Source organism: Natrinema thermotolerans (genome assembly GCF_031165565.1).
Taxonomy (GTDB): Archaea; Halobacteriota; Halobacteria; order Halobacteriales; family Natrialbaceae; genus Natrinema; species Natrinema thermotolerans.
This window is the reverse complement of record NZ_CP101873.1, coordinates 703,065-718,266: the sequence shown is the minus strand read 5'-3', so window position 1 is coordinate 718,266 and position 15,202 is coordinate 703,065. Positions and strand designations below refer to the sequence as shown.

Below are 15,202 nucleotides of genomic sequence, written 5' to 3'. Positions count from 1 at the left end.
CCGGCAGTGGTAATACGTCCTTTGTTGTGGCCGCGGGGGCGCGGCGATCGCGTCGTCCGCGCGACGACACGGACGGGTCGGGAGAGTTTTGTACAACCCGTTGCTACCGGGCGACAGGATGTCCGAGACAGGCCATCGGCCGCCCCGTTCGGTGCGCGTCGCCGCGGTCGCGATCGTCGCCGTCGGCGTCGCGGTTAATACCGGCTTTGACTCCCCGCTTCGAACGCTGCCGGCACTGCTCCTGATCGCGCTCGGCGTCGCCGCGCTCACGGACGCCGCCCGAGACGCCGGCACGGTGGGACTCCGACGGGCGGTAACGCGATGGTGGCTCGTCGCGTTCGCGACGTTTCTCCCCTACGGGCTGTCGGCGGCCCCCGACGGCGAGTCGGCGGCCGCCGTCGGCGAGGCGTTTCGCGGGCCCGTCGTCGGCCTCGCCGTCGAGTCGCTCGCGGGTGCGACGGTCATCTGTGCAGTCGCGATGACGGTCCTCTACGGGTTCGCCACGTACGGGATCCATCCGGGTCGGCCGAGCCCCGAGGAGCGCGTCCTCACCGGCGACGACTGACGGGAACGGCCCGGTCGCCGTGTTTCGGTTCGACGGCCGCGCCCGCATGCGGCCCCCGCCGTGATAGCCCTCGGCGCTGCACTTATCCGTCGGAGTGGCGTTGCTCTCTCAATGACTGAACGGGCGGAACCAGCGGGCTCGCCACCGTGGGACGAGGGCGACGGCCGGGCGGCCCGCCAGTGGTACCGAACGCTCGTCGAGACGGTCGACGACGGCGTGATCCAACTGGACGCCGACGACCGGATCGTCGCCGTCGACGACGACCTGCTCGAGCTGACCGGGTACACGCACGAGGCGCTCCGGGGCGAACACGTCTCGTGGCTGCTCGAGGGTGCCGACGCGCTCGCGGCCGACAATGCCCCGTTCGAGTTCCCCGTTCGGACGGCCGACGGGACCACTGTGGCCTGTTCGGTTCGCCTCGGGACGGTTCCGGCCGCCGACGGCAGTCGGGGATCGATCGCGCTCGTCCGTGAACTCGACACCGCGTCCGAAGCGACGTCGGCCACCGCGGGACCGCCCTCGACGTTCGAACCGATTACGGCCGTCCTCGAGGAGGCCGATGTCGGCGTCTTCGTCCTCGATGACGAGTTCGATATCGTCTGGATCAACGACGCGACGGAGCGGTACTTCGGGCTCGACGCGGCGACCGTCGTCGGCCGGGACAAGATGACGGTGATCGACGACGTGATCAGCGACCGGATCGCCGAACCGGCCGGGTTCGCCGACATCGTCGGCGCGACCTACGACGACAACAGCGACGCCGAACGGTTCGAGTGTCGTGTCACGTCGGACGAGGGCCGCGAGGAACGCTGGCTCGAACACCGGAGCAAGCCCATCCGGTCGGGGCCGTACGCCGGCGGCCGGCTCGAACTCTACTACGACGTGACCGACCGACACCGGCGGGCCTATCAGCTGCGGCGGCTCAACGAGGCCGTTCGCGAGTGGCTCGCCACCGGCACGCGGCGGGCGGTCGCCGAGCAGGCGTGTCGCCATCTCGCCGACATCCTCGCGCTCGAGGTCAACGGCGTCTTCCTCCACGAGCCGGCCGACGAGACGCTCGAGCCGGTCGCCTGGACCGATTCGGCCGAGTCCATCCTCGGCGAGCCGCCGACGTTCGAGGCGGGCGAGGGGATCGCCTGGCAGGTCTTCGAGACCGGTGAGCCGCTGATCTACGACGACGTCACTGCCGACGAGGCCGTCTACAACCCCGAGACGCCGATCCACAGCGAGATCTGTCTCCCGATCGGCGACCACGGGATCGTCATCATCGGTGCCGAGGAGCGAGCGGCCTTCGACGCGGCCGATCTCTCGCTGGCGAAGATCGTCGCCTCGAGTCTGGAGGCGACGTTCGACCGGATCAGCCACGAACAGCGCCTCGAGCGCGAACGGCTCCAGACCGAGACGCTGCTCCGGACGATGCCGGTGGCGGTCTCGGTCGAGGACACCGAGGGCGAGACGGTGCTGGCGAACCGACACGCGCAGACGGCGCTCGGACTCGCGGATCGCGAGCCGCTCGGCGAGACCGAACTGCTCGCCGAACGGCCCGTCGTCGACGCCGACGGCGAGCCGATCGGCCCCGATCGCGGCCCGTCGGCGCGGGTCAGGGAGACCGGCGAGCCCGTCCGCGACGCGGAGCTGGCGATCGAGGCGGCGTCGGGCGAGCGGACGTGGTTCTCCATCACCGCCGTCCCCGTGTTCGGCCCCGACGGCGACGTCGAGCGGGTCGTCTCCGCCGGCGAGGACATCACGGCACTGAAAGAACAGGAGCGGCGCCTCCAGCGTCGCAAACACGAACTCGAGTCCGAGCTGAGCGAGATCCTCGGGCGCGTCTCGGACGCCTTCTACGCGCTCGACGACGAGTGGCGCTTCACGCACGTCAACGACCGCGCCGCGGAGCTACTGGGCCGCTCACGGGACGAGCTGCTCGGACGGAACATCTGGGACGCGTTCCCCAGCGGGACGCGCTCGGGTCTCGCCGACCGTTACCGGGAGGCGATGGCGACCCAGGAGCCGGTCTCGTGGGAGCGCTACTCCGAGTCACTGGACATCTGGATGGAGATTCAGGCCTACCCCTCCGAGACCGGGCTGTCGGTGTACTTTCGGGACATCTCGGAGCGGAAGCGGCGGGAACGACAGCTCGAGCAGTACGAACGGATCATCGAGACGGTCGAGGACGGGATCTACGTCCTCGACGCCGAGGGAGAGTTCACGATGGTCAACGACGCCTACGTCGAGTTGACGGGCTACGACCGCGAGGAACTGCTCGGGAGCCACGCCTCGCTGGTCGTCGACGAACACGTGATGGCCCTCGCACGGGAGATCGCCGCCGACGAGTCCGGTGAGCCGACCGTCGAAGCGGATCTTCGGACGAAATCCGGCGAGCGACGTTCGATAGAGGCGGCGGTCACGTCGGTCACGTCGGCCGACCGCGGGCGCGAGCGGATCGGCGTCGTCAGGGACGTCACCGAACGGAAGGCGCGACAGCGCCGACTCGAGGAGAGCGAACAGCGCTACCGGACGCTGGCCGAGAACTTCCCGAACGGCGTCGTCGCGCTGTTCGACGAGGAACTGCGGTATACGGCCGCGGGCGGTGGTCTCCTCGGTGAGATCGGCATCGATCGGGAGGCCACGATCGGCCAGACGATCCACGAGCGCTACCCCGACGACCTACTCGCGGAGATCGAACCCCACTTCCGCGCCGCGCTCGAGGGCGAGCAGCGGTCCTTCGAAATCGGCTACCGCGGCCGGGAACTCCGCGCAACTACCCTTCCCGTTCGGACCGGTGGGGCGGTCACCTCGGGGATGCTCGTCATTCAGGACGTCACCGAACGCACGGAGTACCAGCGCAAACTCGAGGAGTCGAACGAACGCCTCGAGCAGTTCGCCTACGCCGCCTCCCACGACCTGCAAGAGCCCCTGCGGATGATCTCGAGCTACCTCCGCTTGCTCGAGGGCCGCTACGCCGACGACCTCGATGCGGACGGCCAGGAGTTCATCGACTACGCCGTCGACGGGGCCGAGCGGCTCTCGGAGATGATCAACGGCCTGCTCGAGTACTCCCGCATCGAGACCCGCGGGGACCCCCTCGAGCCGCTTTCCCTCGCGGACGTCGTCGCAGACGTCCGCGAAGACCTCCAGTTCAGGATCGAGGAGGAAGACGCCACGGTCACGGTCGAGTCCCTGCCCGTGGTCCGGGGCGACGCCGGTCAGCTCCGACAGGTGTTCCAGAACCTCCTCACGAACGCCCTCGAGTACAGCGGCGACGAGCCACCGGAAATTCACGTCAGCGCCGAACGAACCGGCGACCGGTGGGCGATCTCGGTCCGCGACGAGGGGATCGGGATCGATCCCCAGCATCAAGACCGGATCTTCCGGGTGTTCCAGCGGCTCCACAGCCACGAGGACCACCCCGGAACGGGGATCGGGCTCGCACTCTGTCACCGGATCATCGAGCGCCACGGCGGCCAGATCACTGTCGACTCCGAGCCGGGCGAGGGCGCAACCTTTACCGTCACCCTGCCGGCCGCCGACGGCTCGGCCGAGTGAGCCCGTCGCGCGGGCGGCGAGTCGGGGATCGTGGCTCGAGCCCGGCCCCAGTCAACAGCTATATATTCGATCACCCATTCAACCCGGCAAAGCAGTGCCTGACGTGACTTCGACACCACGCGGGACGGACCGCTTTCGCCTCGCCGCCGCGCTGGCCTGTTTCGCCGTCGCCGGCGTCGCGAACGCCACCGTCGACGGGCTCGGGCTGACCCTCACGGCGACGACCGTGGCCGTCGTCGGCGTCTACGCCCTCGCCCGCCACGCCGGCTCGGTCAGCCGGCGGGCGCTCGCGCGGACGGCGCTTGCCCTCTGGCTCGCGTTTCTGACGACCGCCGTCGGTCACGCCGCCGGCCTCGAGACCCTCGGTACTGTCGCACCGGGACCCGCCGCCGCGACCGTCCTCGCAGTGACCGCGGTCACGTGGGCGACGCTGCTGGCCGCCGCGGGCACGACGCTCTTTCTCGGCCTCCGGGAGTACGGTTCGCCGGCCCCGGCCGACGACGCAGTCCTCGAGGGCGAGACCTCCGATTACAGTAGCCCCTGAGACGGACCGCGTACCGATCGCCGCCGCTCGCGGTTACTCGACGCGGTAACTCACCGTGATTCCCTCGCCCAGCGGGACGACGACCGTCTCGAACGACGGGTCCGCCCGGACCGTCTCGAGGTAGTCGATGATCCCCTGGGTGTGATCGTTGGGCTCGACGGCGTCGCCCTCGGCCCACGCCAGCAGGTCGTCGAACTCGATGACGCTCGCAGTGATGGCGTTGTCGGCGACGATGACGCCGCCGACCGGTATCTCATCGCGGACGGCCGCGAACGCGTCCGCGTAGCGCTCCTTTTGATGGTCGATCAGGACGACGTCGAACGGACCGGCGTAGCGGTCGACCGTCTCCATCGCGTCGCCGGGTTCGTACGTCGCGATCCCGTCGTAGCCGCCCGCGGCCATGTACTCGCGGGCGAGGTCGAGTTCCGCCTCGTCGACCTCGGTCAGGACGATCTCGCCGTCCGCTGGCAGGGCCTCGGCGAACCAGTAGGCCGAGTAGCCATAGCCCGAGCCGAACTCGAAGACCCGCTCGGCGTCGGTCAGTCGGGCCAGCAGTCGGAGAAACGCGCCGACTTCGGGGCCGACGTGGGGAAAGCCCTCGGCGGCGGCGTACTCGTCCATCTCGAGCAGCGTTTCGTCGGGGTCGGGACCGACCGCGCGGACGAACCGGGCGATCTCATCGGAGAGGACGTCGGTCATACACGCGAATACGACCGCCGGACACTATAGTAACCACTGACAGTCTCCGAGAAGGCGACACGCGACGCGGTCAGTCGTCGGTGACGGTGACCGGTTCCGGCCGCGGCTCGACGCGTTCGAGGAAGGCCCGGATCGTCGGCGTGGCGAGGTAGCAGCCGTACGCCAGAGCGAGGCCGACGACGAGGTCCGTGAGCCAGTGGACGCCGAGGTATACCGTGGCGGCGAGGATGGCACCGGTGGCCGCCCAACTGAGCCGTTTGTAGCCGCTGGGTGCGTAGAGGGCCGCAGTTCCGGCGAGGCCAGCGTGCAGGCTCGGGAACGCCTTTTCGAGGGTGTCGACGTTTTTCATGACGGTCTGAATCGGGCCGGTCGATTCGTACAGTACCGGTTCGACGCCGTCCAGGTAGTAGCCGGTGACGCCGACGGGCACGAAGTAGAAGAACGGCATGGACACGACGAGGACGGTCGTGTACGTGGTGACGTAATCGAGTGCCCGGGTGCGGCCGTGGCGATGTTTCAAACTAATATACGTGGCGAGAAGCAGCGCTGGGTACACGAGAAGATAGACGATGACGAACAGCGCGGTCAGGAGAAGGCTCGGGTCAGGTTGGAATACCGTGACGGCGTTTCCCTCAACGGCGTACATGAGGTCTGTACGGAGCGGGTAGGGTGACTGTTCCGATGCCATACCGACGATGCTCGAAACGACGAGTACCATCGCGATGTAACAGACATCGCGGCGGTCGAGTGGAGGGCGCATCGACATGTGTGTTGAAAACCATTTCTCAAATAACTATTGATGGGTTATCAGTATTTCATTCATATATTTATATATTGCAATCTATATGGGGTCTAGTTTACTGGGTTCGGGCAGCCCCGCGACTCGAGCGACGCTGACAGTATCCTTTTTGACGTTCGGCACCGTCGTCTCACCCGACATGTCCGCCGATCACCCCCTCGCAGACGCCGTCGACAACCTCGTCTACGAACCGGTACAGGTCAACGATCACGGGATCGACCTGACGGTGGGTGCCGTCTACGAGGTGGCCGCGCCGGGCCGGATCGACTTCGGCGGCGACGAACTCACCGACGCCGACCTCGAGCCCGTGCCCACCGAACTCGAGGCCCCCGACGACGAGTACGGCTGGTGGCACCTCGCGGGCGGCCAGTACGTGATCCAGCACAACGAGTTCCTGACCGACCTCGAGGAGCCGGTACAGCTCCAGCCGCGCAACGAACTGCTCGCCCGGGGCGGCTCGCATCCGTCGATGCAGGTCCGGGATCACCTGCCCTTGATCCCGCTGACGGTGGCCGGTGGCGGCCTCCGGCTTAAGGAGAACGCGCGGGTCTCGAGGCTGGTTCCGCTGGGCGGGTCAGCCCGGGGCGAGTGACTCGAGGGGGAACTAAAACCCGAAGCCGACTCCCTACTGTCCGTCGAACTCGGGCTCGCGGTCCTCGAGGAAGGCGGAGACGCCCTCGGCGTGATCCTCGGTTTCGAAGACGATCCCCTGTGCGACCGCCTCGTCGGTCAGGGCCTGCTCGAGCGATTTGTTCAGCCCTTCGCCGACCAGCCGGTTGGCGTGGCGCAAGGCGATCGGTGGCCCAGAGACGATTTTTTCGACGAACGCGTCGGCCCGGTCGTCGAACTCGTCGGCGTCGTAGACGTGGTTGACCAGCCCGAGATCCGCCGCACGCTCGGGGCCGAAGATGTCGCCGGTCAGGACGAGTTCCTTGGCGACGTTCTCGCCGACGATCCGGGGCAGCAGATAGGAGGTTCCGGCGTCGACGCTCAGGCCGACCTGTCGGAAGACGAAACCGAAGGCGGCGTCCTCGCTGGCCAGTTGGATGTCACACGCGATCGCGAGGTTCGCGCCGGCACCGACGGCGGCCCCGTCGATCAGCGCCACCGTCGGAATCGGGAACTCGACCAGTCGCCCGATCAGTTCGTTCGTCGACCGCTCGAGGCGGCGTACCCGATCGTCCGCGGGGACGTCGTCCTCGATGGCCTCGGTCATCCGCTCGATGTCGCCGCCGGCGGAGAACGACCCGCCGGAGCCCTGTAAGACGACGACGCGGGCGTCGCTGCCCTCGATCTCGTCGAGGGCCTCGGAGATCCCGGTGCTGATCTCCTCGGAGAGCGCGTTTCGGCGGTCGGGCTGGTTGAGCGTGATCGTCGCGGCTCCGTCCGCCTCGAGATCGAGGAGGACTGCGTCACCGAGCGCCATCAGTCGTCACCCTCCTGCTCGCGAAGTTTGAACTTCTGGACCTTCCCGGTGGTCGTTCGGGGGAGTTCGTCGACGAACTCGACCTCGCGGGGGTGTTTGTACTCCGCGAGGTTAGTCAGACAGTACTGCTTGATCTCCTCCTCGGTCACGTCGCCGTCGGGCGTGCGGACGACGAACGCTTTCACGGTCTCGCCGCGGCGCTCGTCGGGGATGCCGGCGACGGCGGCGTCGGCGACGTCCTCGTGTTCGAAGAGGAGTTCCTCGACTTCACGCGGGTAGACGTTGTACCCGCCCGTGACGATCATGTGTTTCTCGCGGTCGACGACGTAGAAGAAGTCGTCCTCGTCGTGGTAGCCGATGTCGCCCGTGTGGAACCACGTCCGGCCGCCCTCCTCGGTGAACGCCTCCTCGTTGGCCTCGGGCAGGCCGTAGTAGCCTTTCATGACGTTCGGCCCGGCGACGACGATCTCGCCGGTGATCTCCCGGAGGTCGGCCTCCTCCTCGTCGATCGGCCCCTCCTCGACTGGCGGGATCTCCTCGAAGTCGTCGTCGACGACCTTCGAGTCGACGCCGGGGACGGTCTTCCCGATGCTGCCGACGCGTCGGCCGTCGATCGGGCTGTTGAAGTGGGTGATCGGGCTGGTCTCGGTCAGGCCGTACCCCTCGTAGATCTTCGGCTCGTAGAGCTCCTCGAACTGGCGCAGGACCTCGACCGGAATGCCCGAGCCGCCGACGCCACAGAGCCGTACCGACGACAGGTCGAACTCCTCGGCGTTTGGCTGGTTGATAACGTCGTTGTACATCGCCGGCACGCCGTGCATAATCGTCAACTGCTCGTCCTCGATCAGCGAGACGGCGTCCTGTGCGTCCCACTCGGGCATCGGGTAGAAGGCACCGCCGTTGAACAGGGTCGCGTTCATCGTGACGGTCATCCCGTAGATGTGGAACAACGGGAGGACGCCGAGTCCTTTGTCGTCGGCGCGGATCCCATCGGGAATGAGCTTCGCGGCCGAGTTCGCGTTCGACGCGAGGTTGTTGTGGGTGAGCTGGACGCCCTTCGGCTGGCCCGTCGTCCCGGAGGTGTACGGCTGGACCGCCACATCGTCGTCGGCCCGGTCCACGATATCGGGATCGCCCGGCTCGAGGAACTCCTCGAGCGTGACCGCGCCCTCGGCCTCGCCGCCGATGCTGACGACGTGTTCGACGCTCGTCTCGTCTTGGACCTCGTTGACGAAGGGGACGAGGTCGGCGAGCGCGACGACGACCTTGGCCTCGCTGTCGCCGAGCAGGTGGCCGATCTCGCGGGACTTGTACTGCGGGTTCATCGGGACGACGACCCCGCCGGCTCGTAGCGTCCCGTGGAACCCGATCAGGAACGGCGGCACGTTCGGCAGATAGAGCGCGACGCGGTCGCCCGCGCCCAGTCCGCGCTCCTCGAGCGCGGTCGCGAAGGCACCCGTCTGCCCCCAGAACTCCTCGTAGCTCGTTTCCGTCCCCTGATAGCCGATCGCGGTGTTGTCGCCGTGTTCCTCGACGGCGGCCGCGAGATTAGTGACAAGATTTGTCATAGTCCGTGCGGTACGTTCGCGCGTACCGTAAAAAAGATTTACATCGTTCGGAGAGCGCGCCGGGATCGCTTACCATCGATAATCGATCTGAGTACTCCCGATCGCTGATACGCCCTCGTCGTTTCGAGGGGGCAACCAGCGGCCCGTGTGGATCGTCACCGGCCCGTGAGCATCGACTCGAGGGTATTTAGGGCCGCGTTCCTAACCCCCGGACAGCGATGTATCAGGACATCCTCGTCCCGACGGACGGGAGCGACGGCACCCGCCGGTCGATCACGCACGGGCTGGCGATCGCCGACCGGTTCGATGCGACGGTCCACGCGCTATCGATCGTCCCCGAGGGCCCGCTCGGAACGCTACAGACCGACGAGGCGATTCCCGCGGCCGAGCGCGCAGTCGAGCGCGTCGCGGCCGAGGCCGACCGCGAGGGCGTAGCGGCCGTGACGGCCGTCGAACAGGGGGTCCCCCACGAGACGATCCTCGAGTACGCCGACGAGAACGATATCGACATGATCGTGATGGGGACGCAGGGCCGGACCGGGCTCGACCGGGTCCTGGTCGGGAGCGTCACCGAACGGATCGTCCGCATGGCCGACGCCCCCGTGGTGACCGTCCGACTGACCGACGACATCCGTATCGACGACGCCGAGGAGGCCGCGGACATCGCCCGCAAGACCGCCGCGAACGAGGGATACGACGGTCTCGCGCTGGCCGACCAGCCCCACCGGACCAGCGCCTCGTGGATCGTTCCCCTCGAGACCGACGCGGGACCGGTTCACGTCCACGTCGACGCCGTCTCCGGCGAGGCCCGCGTCGCGACGGGGCCGGTCGACGAGTAGCGTCGGCGTCCCCACTGGACCACCGGTACAGCGACCCGTCTCAGTCCTGAACGAACGCGCCGTCGCAGTCGTACTCGCGCAGTTTGATGCTGGTGACCGGTTCGGTCTCGTTGTACGGTTCCGACTCCTGGGCCATGTAGTAGAGTTCGAGGCGCTCGATGTCCGTCCGATGGTCGTCGTTCCACCGCTCACAGAGGTAGTTCGATACGTACGACTGGTGGTTCTCGTTGTCCCCGCTCTCCACGTTGGCGAGGTATTTCCGCCACCGCGTGGTCGGGTAGACGTCCTCGTGGCTCGGAGGTGGGTTCCAGTTGACCGCGGACCGGTGCATGGCGTCGACTCGAGAGCCGTTCTCGAGGTCGGCCGGCGCGTGGAACCAGCCGTCGGTCCGAAGCGGTTCCGGGGCGAACATCCGCCACGACTGGTCGGTCTCGGTGGCCTCGAGGGCGGTCTCGCCGGCGTCGGGCACCTGCGTGTATCCCAGTGCCTGGGCGTTCGAGAGAACGACGAGGACGAGAAAGACCGCTGGAACGGCCGTCGATAGCAGCGACCGGCCGCGGGCGATGCCGGCGGTGAGGAACCGATGCGACGGCACGACGGCGGCCCCGACCACGTCGGCCATCGACCGCTCGGGACGGCACCGCCGCAGTCGTTCCACCGCGTTTCGGAGCGGCCCGGCAAGGCCGGCTCGGACGACCGCCGCCGTCAACCGATCCCAGACGACCGGCGGGAAGAAGGGCACGAGCGCGGCGACGACGACCAGGGGAAACAGCCCGATCCGCATCGTCACGAGCATTCCGAGGTGCATTCCGGCGAATGCACCAGCCAGCGCCGCTCGCGGCCATCCGGTCAGGAGGAGCAACAGCGGCGTACAGACGAGCAACGCCACCCACAGATACGTCATGAGCCGCAACAGTTCGGGATAGGCCGTGAGGACGTCGCCGAGCAGGTACGTGAACATGTAGTCGAGGCTGAAGACGTAGGCGACTGCCTCCCCGCCGAACCACAGCTCCCCCCGGCTCTTGTGGATGGCGTTCGAGACGTACATGACGACGACCTGGAGCAACAGCGCCATCGTCGCCACGTTCGAGACAGTCGCCCGGGCCGTCTCGGGACGGTACGCGTCGACGGCCCAGCGCTCGCTCAGCGGGAGGAACATCGCCCAGAACACGAGGAGCCGAAGCAGCACATCCCCGCCGTTGAGGACCATCGGGTTCCGGGCGTGCAGGGAGACGAGCAACAGCCACGAGCAGACCGTCGCGAGACGTGTCCGGTAGCCGACGGTCATCGCGAGGGCGACGCCGCCCGCTAGAACGAACAACAGCGCGATCGCCCACGCCTCGCCGGAGAGGGCGTGCAGCGAGTACACCTGCGAGTAGTCCGAGAACAGGGCCCGGCGCGGAAGGACGCCGGCGTCGGTGTAGAACGCCTCGAGGTTTCGAGCCCGGAGCGCGAGGTCGGCGAGCAACAGGAGTCCGAGCGCGATCCGAAACGCTGCCAGCGCTCGCGCGTCGATCGCGAACCGGCGTTCGATCCCGGCGGCGACTCGATCGGCACCGCTCGAGAGTCGCCGGCGGACGGCAGTGATGGAGGGGTGTCGGGACATCGTCGTGGAGAGACGTCCGGGCGTCTCGACCGGCACGGAATATGCTTCGTGCAAGCTGAAACAGCTATTTGTGCGATTACTTCTCGTTCGAAGACGGGGCCGATCGGAACGCTGAACTGGCCCCGCTGCCTACTGCGTTCCGTCCGATGAGTACCGAGGTCCCGGACGAGAGTCCGATCGTCCTGTTCGATGGGGTCTGTAACCTCTGTAACGGGGTCGTCCAGTTCATCGTCCCCCGGGATCCGGCGGGGAAGATCCACTTCGCGTCCCTCCAGTCCGACGTCGGTCAGGACCTGCTCGCGGCTCACGACCTGCCGACGGACGCGCTGGAGTCGATCGTCCTGGTCGAGGGCGACGACTGTTACGTCAAGTCCGCGGCCGTGGCTCGGATCGCGGCCCACCTCGGCGGCGTCTACGCCCTCCTGTCGGCACTGCGGTATCTCCCGCGCCCGATCCGGGACCGCGCCTACGACTTCGTCGCGGCCCGTCGCTATCGCTGGTTCGGGCAGAAAGAACAGTGTCTGCTGCCGACCGGTGACGTTCGAACCCGGTTCCTCGAGTAGTCCGTCGGGGCGTCGCCGACCGCCGCGTCCCGCGGACAGCTTTTAGTCGTCCCCGCCCGTACCCGCGTGTGTGTCACCCGACGAGCGGGCCGATTGGCGCCTCGATCGGACGACCGGTCGTCCGACTCGAGTCGCTCGGGCCCTGGTCACCGCCGTCTCGGCGGAAGCGCTGGTTTTGATCCTGCTCGGACTGGCGATGTTCGCGGTCCTCGCGACCGGTCGCGCGCTCGGACTGTGGTAGGCCGCCGGCGGAACCGACGGCCGAGACGCCGCGAGACGGCCGTCTCTCGGCTCCGTGGGGCACTGCTCGGTCGCGTCTCGAGCGCGTGACATTCGACGGGAGCCGATAGCAACCGACGGTCCGAACCGGGTCGGTGGCGGGGTTTGAACGCGAGGTAGAAAGCCAGGCCGGGGATTTGAACCACGGTCGCAGCAGCGCAGCTCCCTGCTTCAAATCCCAGTCGACGTGGCTGCTGCTCACGAAATCGTTCGCAGCAGCCAAGCCAGGGCGGGGATTTGAACCCCGGAAGTCTCGATTACAAGTCGAGTGCATGAACCGCCCATGCTCCCCTGGCGCAGGCCGTGGGTTAGCCGTCCTCCTTTGAGTGTGTATCGTTTTCGTCGCGGTCCGCGAGCGAGCGCGTCATCGACACGCGGAACGGATCATAGCCGTGGCGGCGGTAGAACCGACGGGCGGCCTCGTTGTCCGCCATCACCTCGAGCAGCAGTTCGTCGACGCCGCGGTCGGCGAGCGACGCTTCGGCGGCCTCGAGCAGGGCGGTGCCGATCCCCTGTCCCCGGTAGGCCGGCCGGACGTAGATGTTCGAGAGCAGGCCGCGCGTGGTGTCGAGTTCGAGGGTGCCGCGTTCGACCGTCACCGAGACGAAGCCGACGATCGCGCCCTCGAGGCGGGCGACGAACAGGCCGTCGCTGACCAGATAGGCACCGAGCGTCTCCCGCATGGCCTCGCGGTTGGCCTCGGGGCGGACCGCCGACTGGTACCGGCGCTGGTCGTGGGCGAGGTCGACCCAGAGTTCCGTGAGAGCGTCGAGGTCGGCCCGCGTGGCGAGTTCAATCGTCGGCTGCGGGTTGTTGGGGGGCATTCTCGAGTGCGGTCACGGCGGGCAGGGATTCGGCGGTGAGCATCCGGAGGGCCGCGCCGCCGCCGGTGCTGACGTGTGAAAAGCCCTCGACGCCGAGTTGGCGAAGCGCCGAGGCGGTGTCGCCGCCGCCGACGATACTCGTGGGAATGTCGGTCGCGGCGTCGTAGAGCTGTCGTGTCCCGGTCTCGAAGCGGTCGTCCTCGAAGACGCCGGCGGGGCCGTTGAGGATGACGGTTTCGGCGTCCTCGAGGACGCGCCGGTAGTACTCCAGGGTCGACCCGCCGATGTCCATGGCGGATTCGCCGTCGCCCGGCGGAAGGGCGTTGACGCCGAGTTCGTGGCGGCCGCCGTCCCGGTCGACGGCGACGTCGCGGGGCAGCGCGATCCGGTCGCCGTGGGCGTCGAGCAGGTCCGCGGCGCGGTCGATCTCGTCCCAGTAGCCCTGGTCGTAGATGAAATCGGAGCTGGCGTCGCCCAGGTCGACGCCGTCGGCGATGAGAAAGACGTTGCCGACGACGCCGGCCGTGAGGACGTGATCGGCCAGCCCCTTCTCGAGGACCGACCAGGCGACGTCGATGGAGTCGGAGACTTTCGCCCCGCCGAGGACGTAGACGCGGGGTTCGTCGGTCTCCTCGATCGAGCCCAGTACGTCGAGTTCGGACTCCATGACCCGGCCGGCGTAGCTGGGGAGGACGGTCGGCAGTCCGACCAGCGAGGGCTGGGAGCGATGTGCCGCCGCGAAGGCGTCGTTGACGTAGGCGTCCAAGACCGGCTCGAGGCCCTCGACCAGATGGGTCCGGGCGGCCCGCTCCGGCTCGAACTCCATGTACTCCTCGCTGTAGAAGCGGGTGTTCTCGAGGACGACGCAGTCGCCGTCCTCGAGGTCCCTGACGGCCTCGCGGGCGGCGTCGGTGAAGGTGGCGTCCACGTAGTCGACCGGCTGCCCGAGCAGTTCCGAGAGCCGTTCGGCGTGGGACTCGAGGGAGACGAACTCGTCGCCGCCGGGTCGGCCCTGATGGGCGAGGACGGCGACCCGACCGTCCCGCTCGAGCAGTTCCGCGAGGGTATCGACGTGGGCGCGCAGGCGGGCGTCGTCCGCGAGCGTGTCATCGTCGTCGATCGGACTATTGACGTCGACGCGAACACCGACGGTAGTCCCTTCGACGTCCAGGTCGTCGAGGGTCGCGATCATTACCGGTCAGTCCACTGCGGCACCCGAAAGGTCTTTCTATCGGAGAGATAGTCTGCGTTGACTGATGACACACCACACGCAGTTGTGAATTCCGAGAGCGGCCTACACTGTCCGACAGTCCGAACAGACCAGCTGGCCGTTGGCGTCCCACAGCGCGTCAGCGAGCGAGCCACAGGCCTCGCAGACGCCCTGGGTGGTGTACTCGTCGCCGCCGTTGGGGAGGACGGCAGCCTCGCCCTCCCCGGCGGGGGGCGCGGTCGCGGGCTCGGCGATGCCGCGGTCGCGATCGATCGGCGGCTCGCTCGAGCGGGCGGGGGTCATCGTCGCCTGGAAGGAGCTGGCGGCCGCGATGACGTCGCGCTGGGTGACGAGCCCGACGATCCCGTCGGGGCCGTCGACGACGACGTTGCGGATGTTCTGACGGGCCATCGTCGTCGCGACGTCGGTCAGCGACGTCTCGGGATCGACCGCGATGACCGGGGTCGTCATCACGTCGTCGACGGTCGTCTCGGTCGGATCGCCCTCGTCGGCGATCAGCCCCAGCACGTCCCACTCGGTCACGATGCCGACGGGCTCGGAGCCCCGGACGACCAGCGCACAGCTGGTCCGTTCCTCGCGCATGAGCCGCACCACGTCGAGCACGGTATCCGATTCGCTGACGCCGACGTACTCGCTCGTCAGCACGTCCCTGACGGACAGTTCCGATTCCATACGTGTACGGATCACACGGACGGGCTAAAAGCTACCTCCAC

The 15,202-nt window shown here is 67.8% G+C and carries 15 protein-coding genes and 1 tRNA gene; 7 read left to right on the top strand and 9 right to left on the bottom strand.

The annotated features are described in order from the left end of the window. The first annotated feature begins 118 nt into the window (after positions 1 to 118). The 3 genes from NP511_RS03770 to NP511_RS03760 all read left to right on the top strand — a co-directional run bounded on the left by NP511_RS03770 (position 119) and on the right by NP511_RS03760 (position 4,655). On the top strand, positions 119 to 565 hold the full coding sequence (locus NP511_RS03770) for a hypothetical protein (RefSeq protein WP_049964468.1): 447 nt from the start codon (positions 119 to 121) through the stop codon (positions 563 to 565). A 111-nt stretch (positions 566 to 676) separates the two neighbouring features. Next, positions 677 to 4,111 carry a PAS domain S-box protein gene (locus NP511_RS03765; RefSeq protein WP_049964467.1) on the top strand — a complete coding sequence of 1,145 codons (3,435 nt, stop codon included), beginning with the start codon at positions 677 to 679 and terminating at the stop codon, positions 4,109 to 4,111. Positions 4,112 to 4,205: 94 nt separating this feature from the next. After that, positions 4,206 to 4,655 carry a hypothetical protein gene (locus NP511_RS03760; protein ID WP_049964466.1) on the top strand — a complete coding sequence of 150 codons (450 nt, stop codon included), beginning with the start codon at positions 4,206 to 4,208 and terminating at the stop codon, positions 4,653 to 4,655. Between the two features lie 33 nt (positions 4,656 to 4,688). Here the strand turns inward: NP511_RS03760 and NP511_RS03755 are convergent, their stop codons facing one another. After that, positions 4,689 to 5,354 carry an O-methyltransferase gene (locus NP511_RS03755; RefSeq protein ID WP_049964465.1) on the bottom strand — a complete coding sequence of 222 codons (666 nt, stop codon included), beginning with the start codon at positions 5,352 to 5,354 and terminating at the stop codon, positions 4,689 to 4,691. A gap of 70 nt (positions 5,355 to 5,424) precedes the next feature. Continuing rightward, on the bottom strand, positions 5,425 to 6,114 hold the full coding sequence (locus NP511_RS03750; protein WP_233274299.1) for a phosphatase PAP2 family protein: 690 nt from the start codon (positions 6,112 to 6,114) through the stop codon (positions 5,425 to 5,427). 178 nt (positions 6,115 to 6,292) lie between these two features. Between NP511_RS03750 and NP511_RS03745 the strand changes: the two genes are divergently transcribed. Next, positions 6,293 to 6,745, top strand: a complete 453-nt coding sequence (locus tag NP511_RS03745; protein WP_049964565.1) for a dCTP deaminase/dUTPase family protein — start codon at positions 6,293 to 6,295, stop codon at positions 6,743 to 6,745. Positions 6,746 to 6,778: 33 nt separating this feature from the next. Here the strand turns inward: NP511_RS03745 and NP511_RS03740 are convergent, their stop codons facing one another. Both NP511_RS03740 and NP511_RS03735 read right to left on the bottom strand, forming a co-directional pair. Then, on the bottom strand, positions 6,779 to 7,579 hold the full coding sequence (locus NP511_RS03740; protein WP_006648969.1) for an enoyl-CoA hydratase-related protein: 801 nt from the start codon (positions 7,577 to 7,579) through the stop codon (positions 6,779 to 6,781). Beyond that, positions 7,579 to 9,147 (bottom strand): long-chain-fatty-acid--CoA ligase, encoded by a 1,569-nt coding sequence (locus NP511_RS03735; protein WP_049964463.1) that lies wholly within the window; start codon positions 9,145 to 9,147, stop codon positions 7,579 to 7,581. Before NP511_RS03735 ends, NP511_RS03740 begins: the two co-directional genes overlap by 1 nt. 218 nt (positions 9,148 to 9,365) lie before the next feature. On the opposite strand from NP511_RS03735, the gene NP511_RS03730 reads away from it, so the two are divergent. Then, a complete protein-coding gene (locus tag NP511_RS03730; RefSeq protein WP_049964462.1) occupies positions 9,366 to 9,986 on the top strand; it encodes a universal stress protein in 621 nt (206 codons plus the stop codon). Positions 9,987 to 10,026: 40 nt separating this feature from the next. Here the strand turns inward: NP511_RS03730 and NP511_RS03725 are convergent, their stop codons facing one another. Then, positions 10,027 to 11,592, bottom strand: a complete 1,566-nt coding sequence (locus tag NP511_RS03725) for an HTTM domain-containing protein (protein ID WP_049964564.1) — start codon at positions 11,590 to 11,592, stop codon at positions 10,027 to 10,029. Between the two features lie 146 nt (positions 11,593 to 11,738). On the opposite strand from NP511_RS03725, the gene NP511_RS03720 reads away from it, so the two are divergent. Beyond that, positions 11,739 to 12,155, top strand: a complete 417-nt coding sequence (locus tag NP511_RS03720) for a thiol-disulfide oxidoreductase DCC family protein (protein WP_049964563.1) — start codon at positions 11,739 to 11,741, stop codon at positions 12,153 to 12,155. 70 nt (positions 12,156 to 12,225) lie between these two features. After that, positions 12,226 to 12,396 (top strand): hypothetical protein, encoded by a 171-nt coding sequence (locus tag NP511_RS03715; protein WP_158413747.1) that lies wholly within the window; start codon positions 12,226 to 12,228, stop codon positions 12,394 to 12,396. Positions 12,397 to 12,656: 260 nt separating this feature from the next. On the opposite strand, the gene NP511_RS03710 is transcribed toward NP511_RS03715, so the two are convergent. From NP511_RS03710 to NP511_RS03695, 4 genes are all read right to left on the bottom strand, one after another. After that, positions 12,657 to 12,730: transfer RNA gene (locus NP511_RS03710), tRNA-Thr, on the bottom strand. Between the two features lie 12 nt (positions 12,731 to 12,742). Next, positions 12,743 to 13,258, bottom strand: coding sequence for a GNAT family N-acetyltransferase (locus NP511_RS03705; protein WP_049964461.1), 516 nt, complete (start codon positions 13,256 to 13,258; stop codon positions 12,743 to 12,745). Further along, positions 13,227 to 14,450: a phosphoglycerate kinase gene (locus tag NP511_RS03700; RefSeq protein ID WP_049964460.1), complete on the bottom strand. Its 1,224-nt coding sequence runs from the start codon at positions 14,448 to 14,450 to the stop codon at positions 13,227 to 13,229. Before NP511_RS03700 ends, NP511_RS03705 begins: the two co-directional genes overlap by 32 nt. A 102-nt stretch (positions 14,451 to 14,552) precedes the next feature. Beyond that, a complete protein-coding gene (locus NP511_RS03695) occupies positions 14,553 to 15,161 on the bottom strand; it encodes a CBS domain-containing protein (RefSeq protein ID WP_049964459.1) in 609 nt (202 codons plus the stop codon). Positions 15,162 to 15,202 lie beyond the last annotated feature (41 nt).

Excerpts from the sequence above, each read along its gene's own strand:
- NP511_RS03720 (WP_049964563.1), top strand. The coding sequence starts at position 11,739 with ATGAGTACCGAGGTCCCGGACGAGAGTCCGATCGTCCTGTTCGATGGG.
- NP511_RS03700 (WP_049964460.1), bottom strand. The coding sequence starts at position 14,450 with ATGATCGCGACCCTCGACGACCTGGACGTCGAAGGGACTACCGTCGGT.
- NP511_RS03765 (WP_049964467.1), top strand. The coding sequence starts at position 677 with ATGACTGAACGGGCGGAACCAGCGGGCTCGCCACCGTGGGACGAGGGC.
- NP511_RS03770 (WP_049964468.1), top strand. The coding sequence starts at position 119 with ATGTCCGAGACAGGCCATCGGCCGCCCCGTTCGGTGCGCGTCGCCGCG.
- NP511_RS03755 (WP_049964465.1), bottom strand. The coding sequence starts at position 5,354 with ATGACCGACGTCCTCTCCGATGAGATCGCCCGGTTCGTCCGCGCGGTC.
- NP511_RS03750 (WP_233274299.1), bottom strand. The coding sequence starts at position 6,114 with ATGCGCCCTCCACTCGACCGCCGCGATGTCTGTTACATCGCGATGGTA.
- NP511_RS03725 (WP_049964564.1), bottom strand. The coding sequence starts at position 11,592 with ATGTCCCGACACCCCTCCATCACTGCCGTCCGCCGGCGACTCTCGAGC.
- NP511_RS03740 (WP_006648969.1), bottom strand. The coding sequence starts at position 7,579 with ATGGCGCTCGGTGACGCAGTCCTCCTCGATCTCGAGGCGGACGGAGCC.
- NP511_RS03695 (WP_049964459.1), bottom strand. The coding sequence starts at position 15,161 with ATGGAATCGGAACTGTCCGTCAGGGACGTGCTGACGAGCGAGTACGTC.
- NP511_RS03745 (WP_049964565.1), top strand. The coding sequence starts at position 6,293 with ATGTCCGCCGATCACCCCCTCGCAGACGCCGTCGACAACCTCGTCTAC.
- NP511_RS03730 (WP_049964462.1), top strand. The coding sequence starts at position 9,366 with ATGTATCAGGACATCCTCGTCCCGACGGACGGGAGCGACGGCACCCGC.
- NP511_RS03705 (WP_049964461.1), bottom strand. The coding sequence starts at position 13,258 with ATGCCCCCCAACAACCCGCAGCCGACGATTGAACTCGCCACGCGGGCC.
- NP511_RS03735 (WP_049964463.1), bottom strand. The coding sequence starts at position 9,147 with ATGACAAATCTTGTCACTAATCTCGCGGCCGCCGTCGAGGAACACGGC.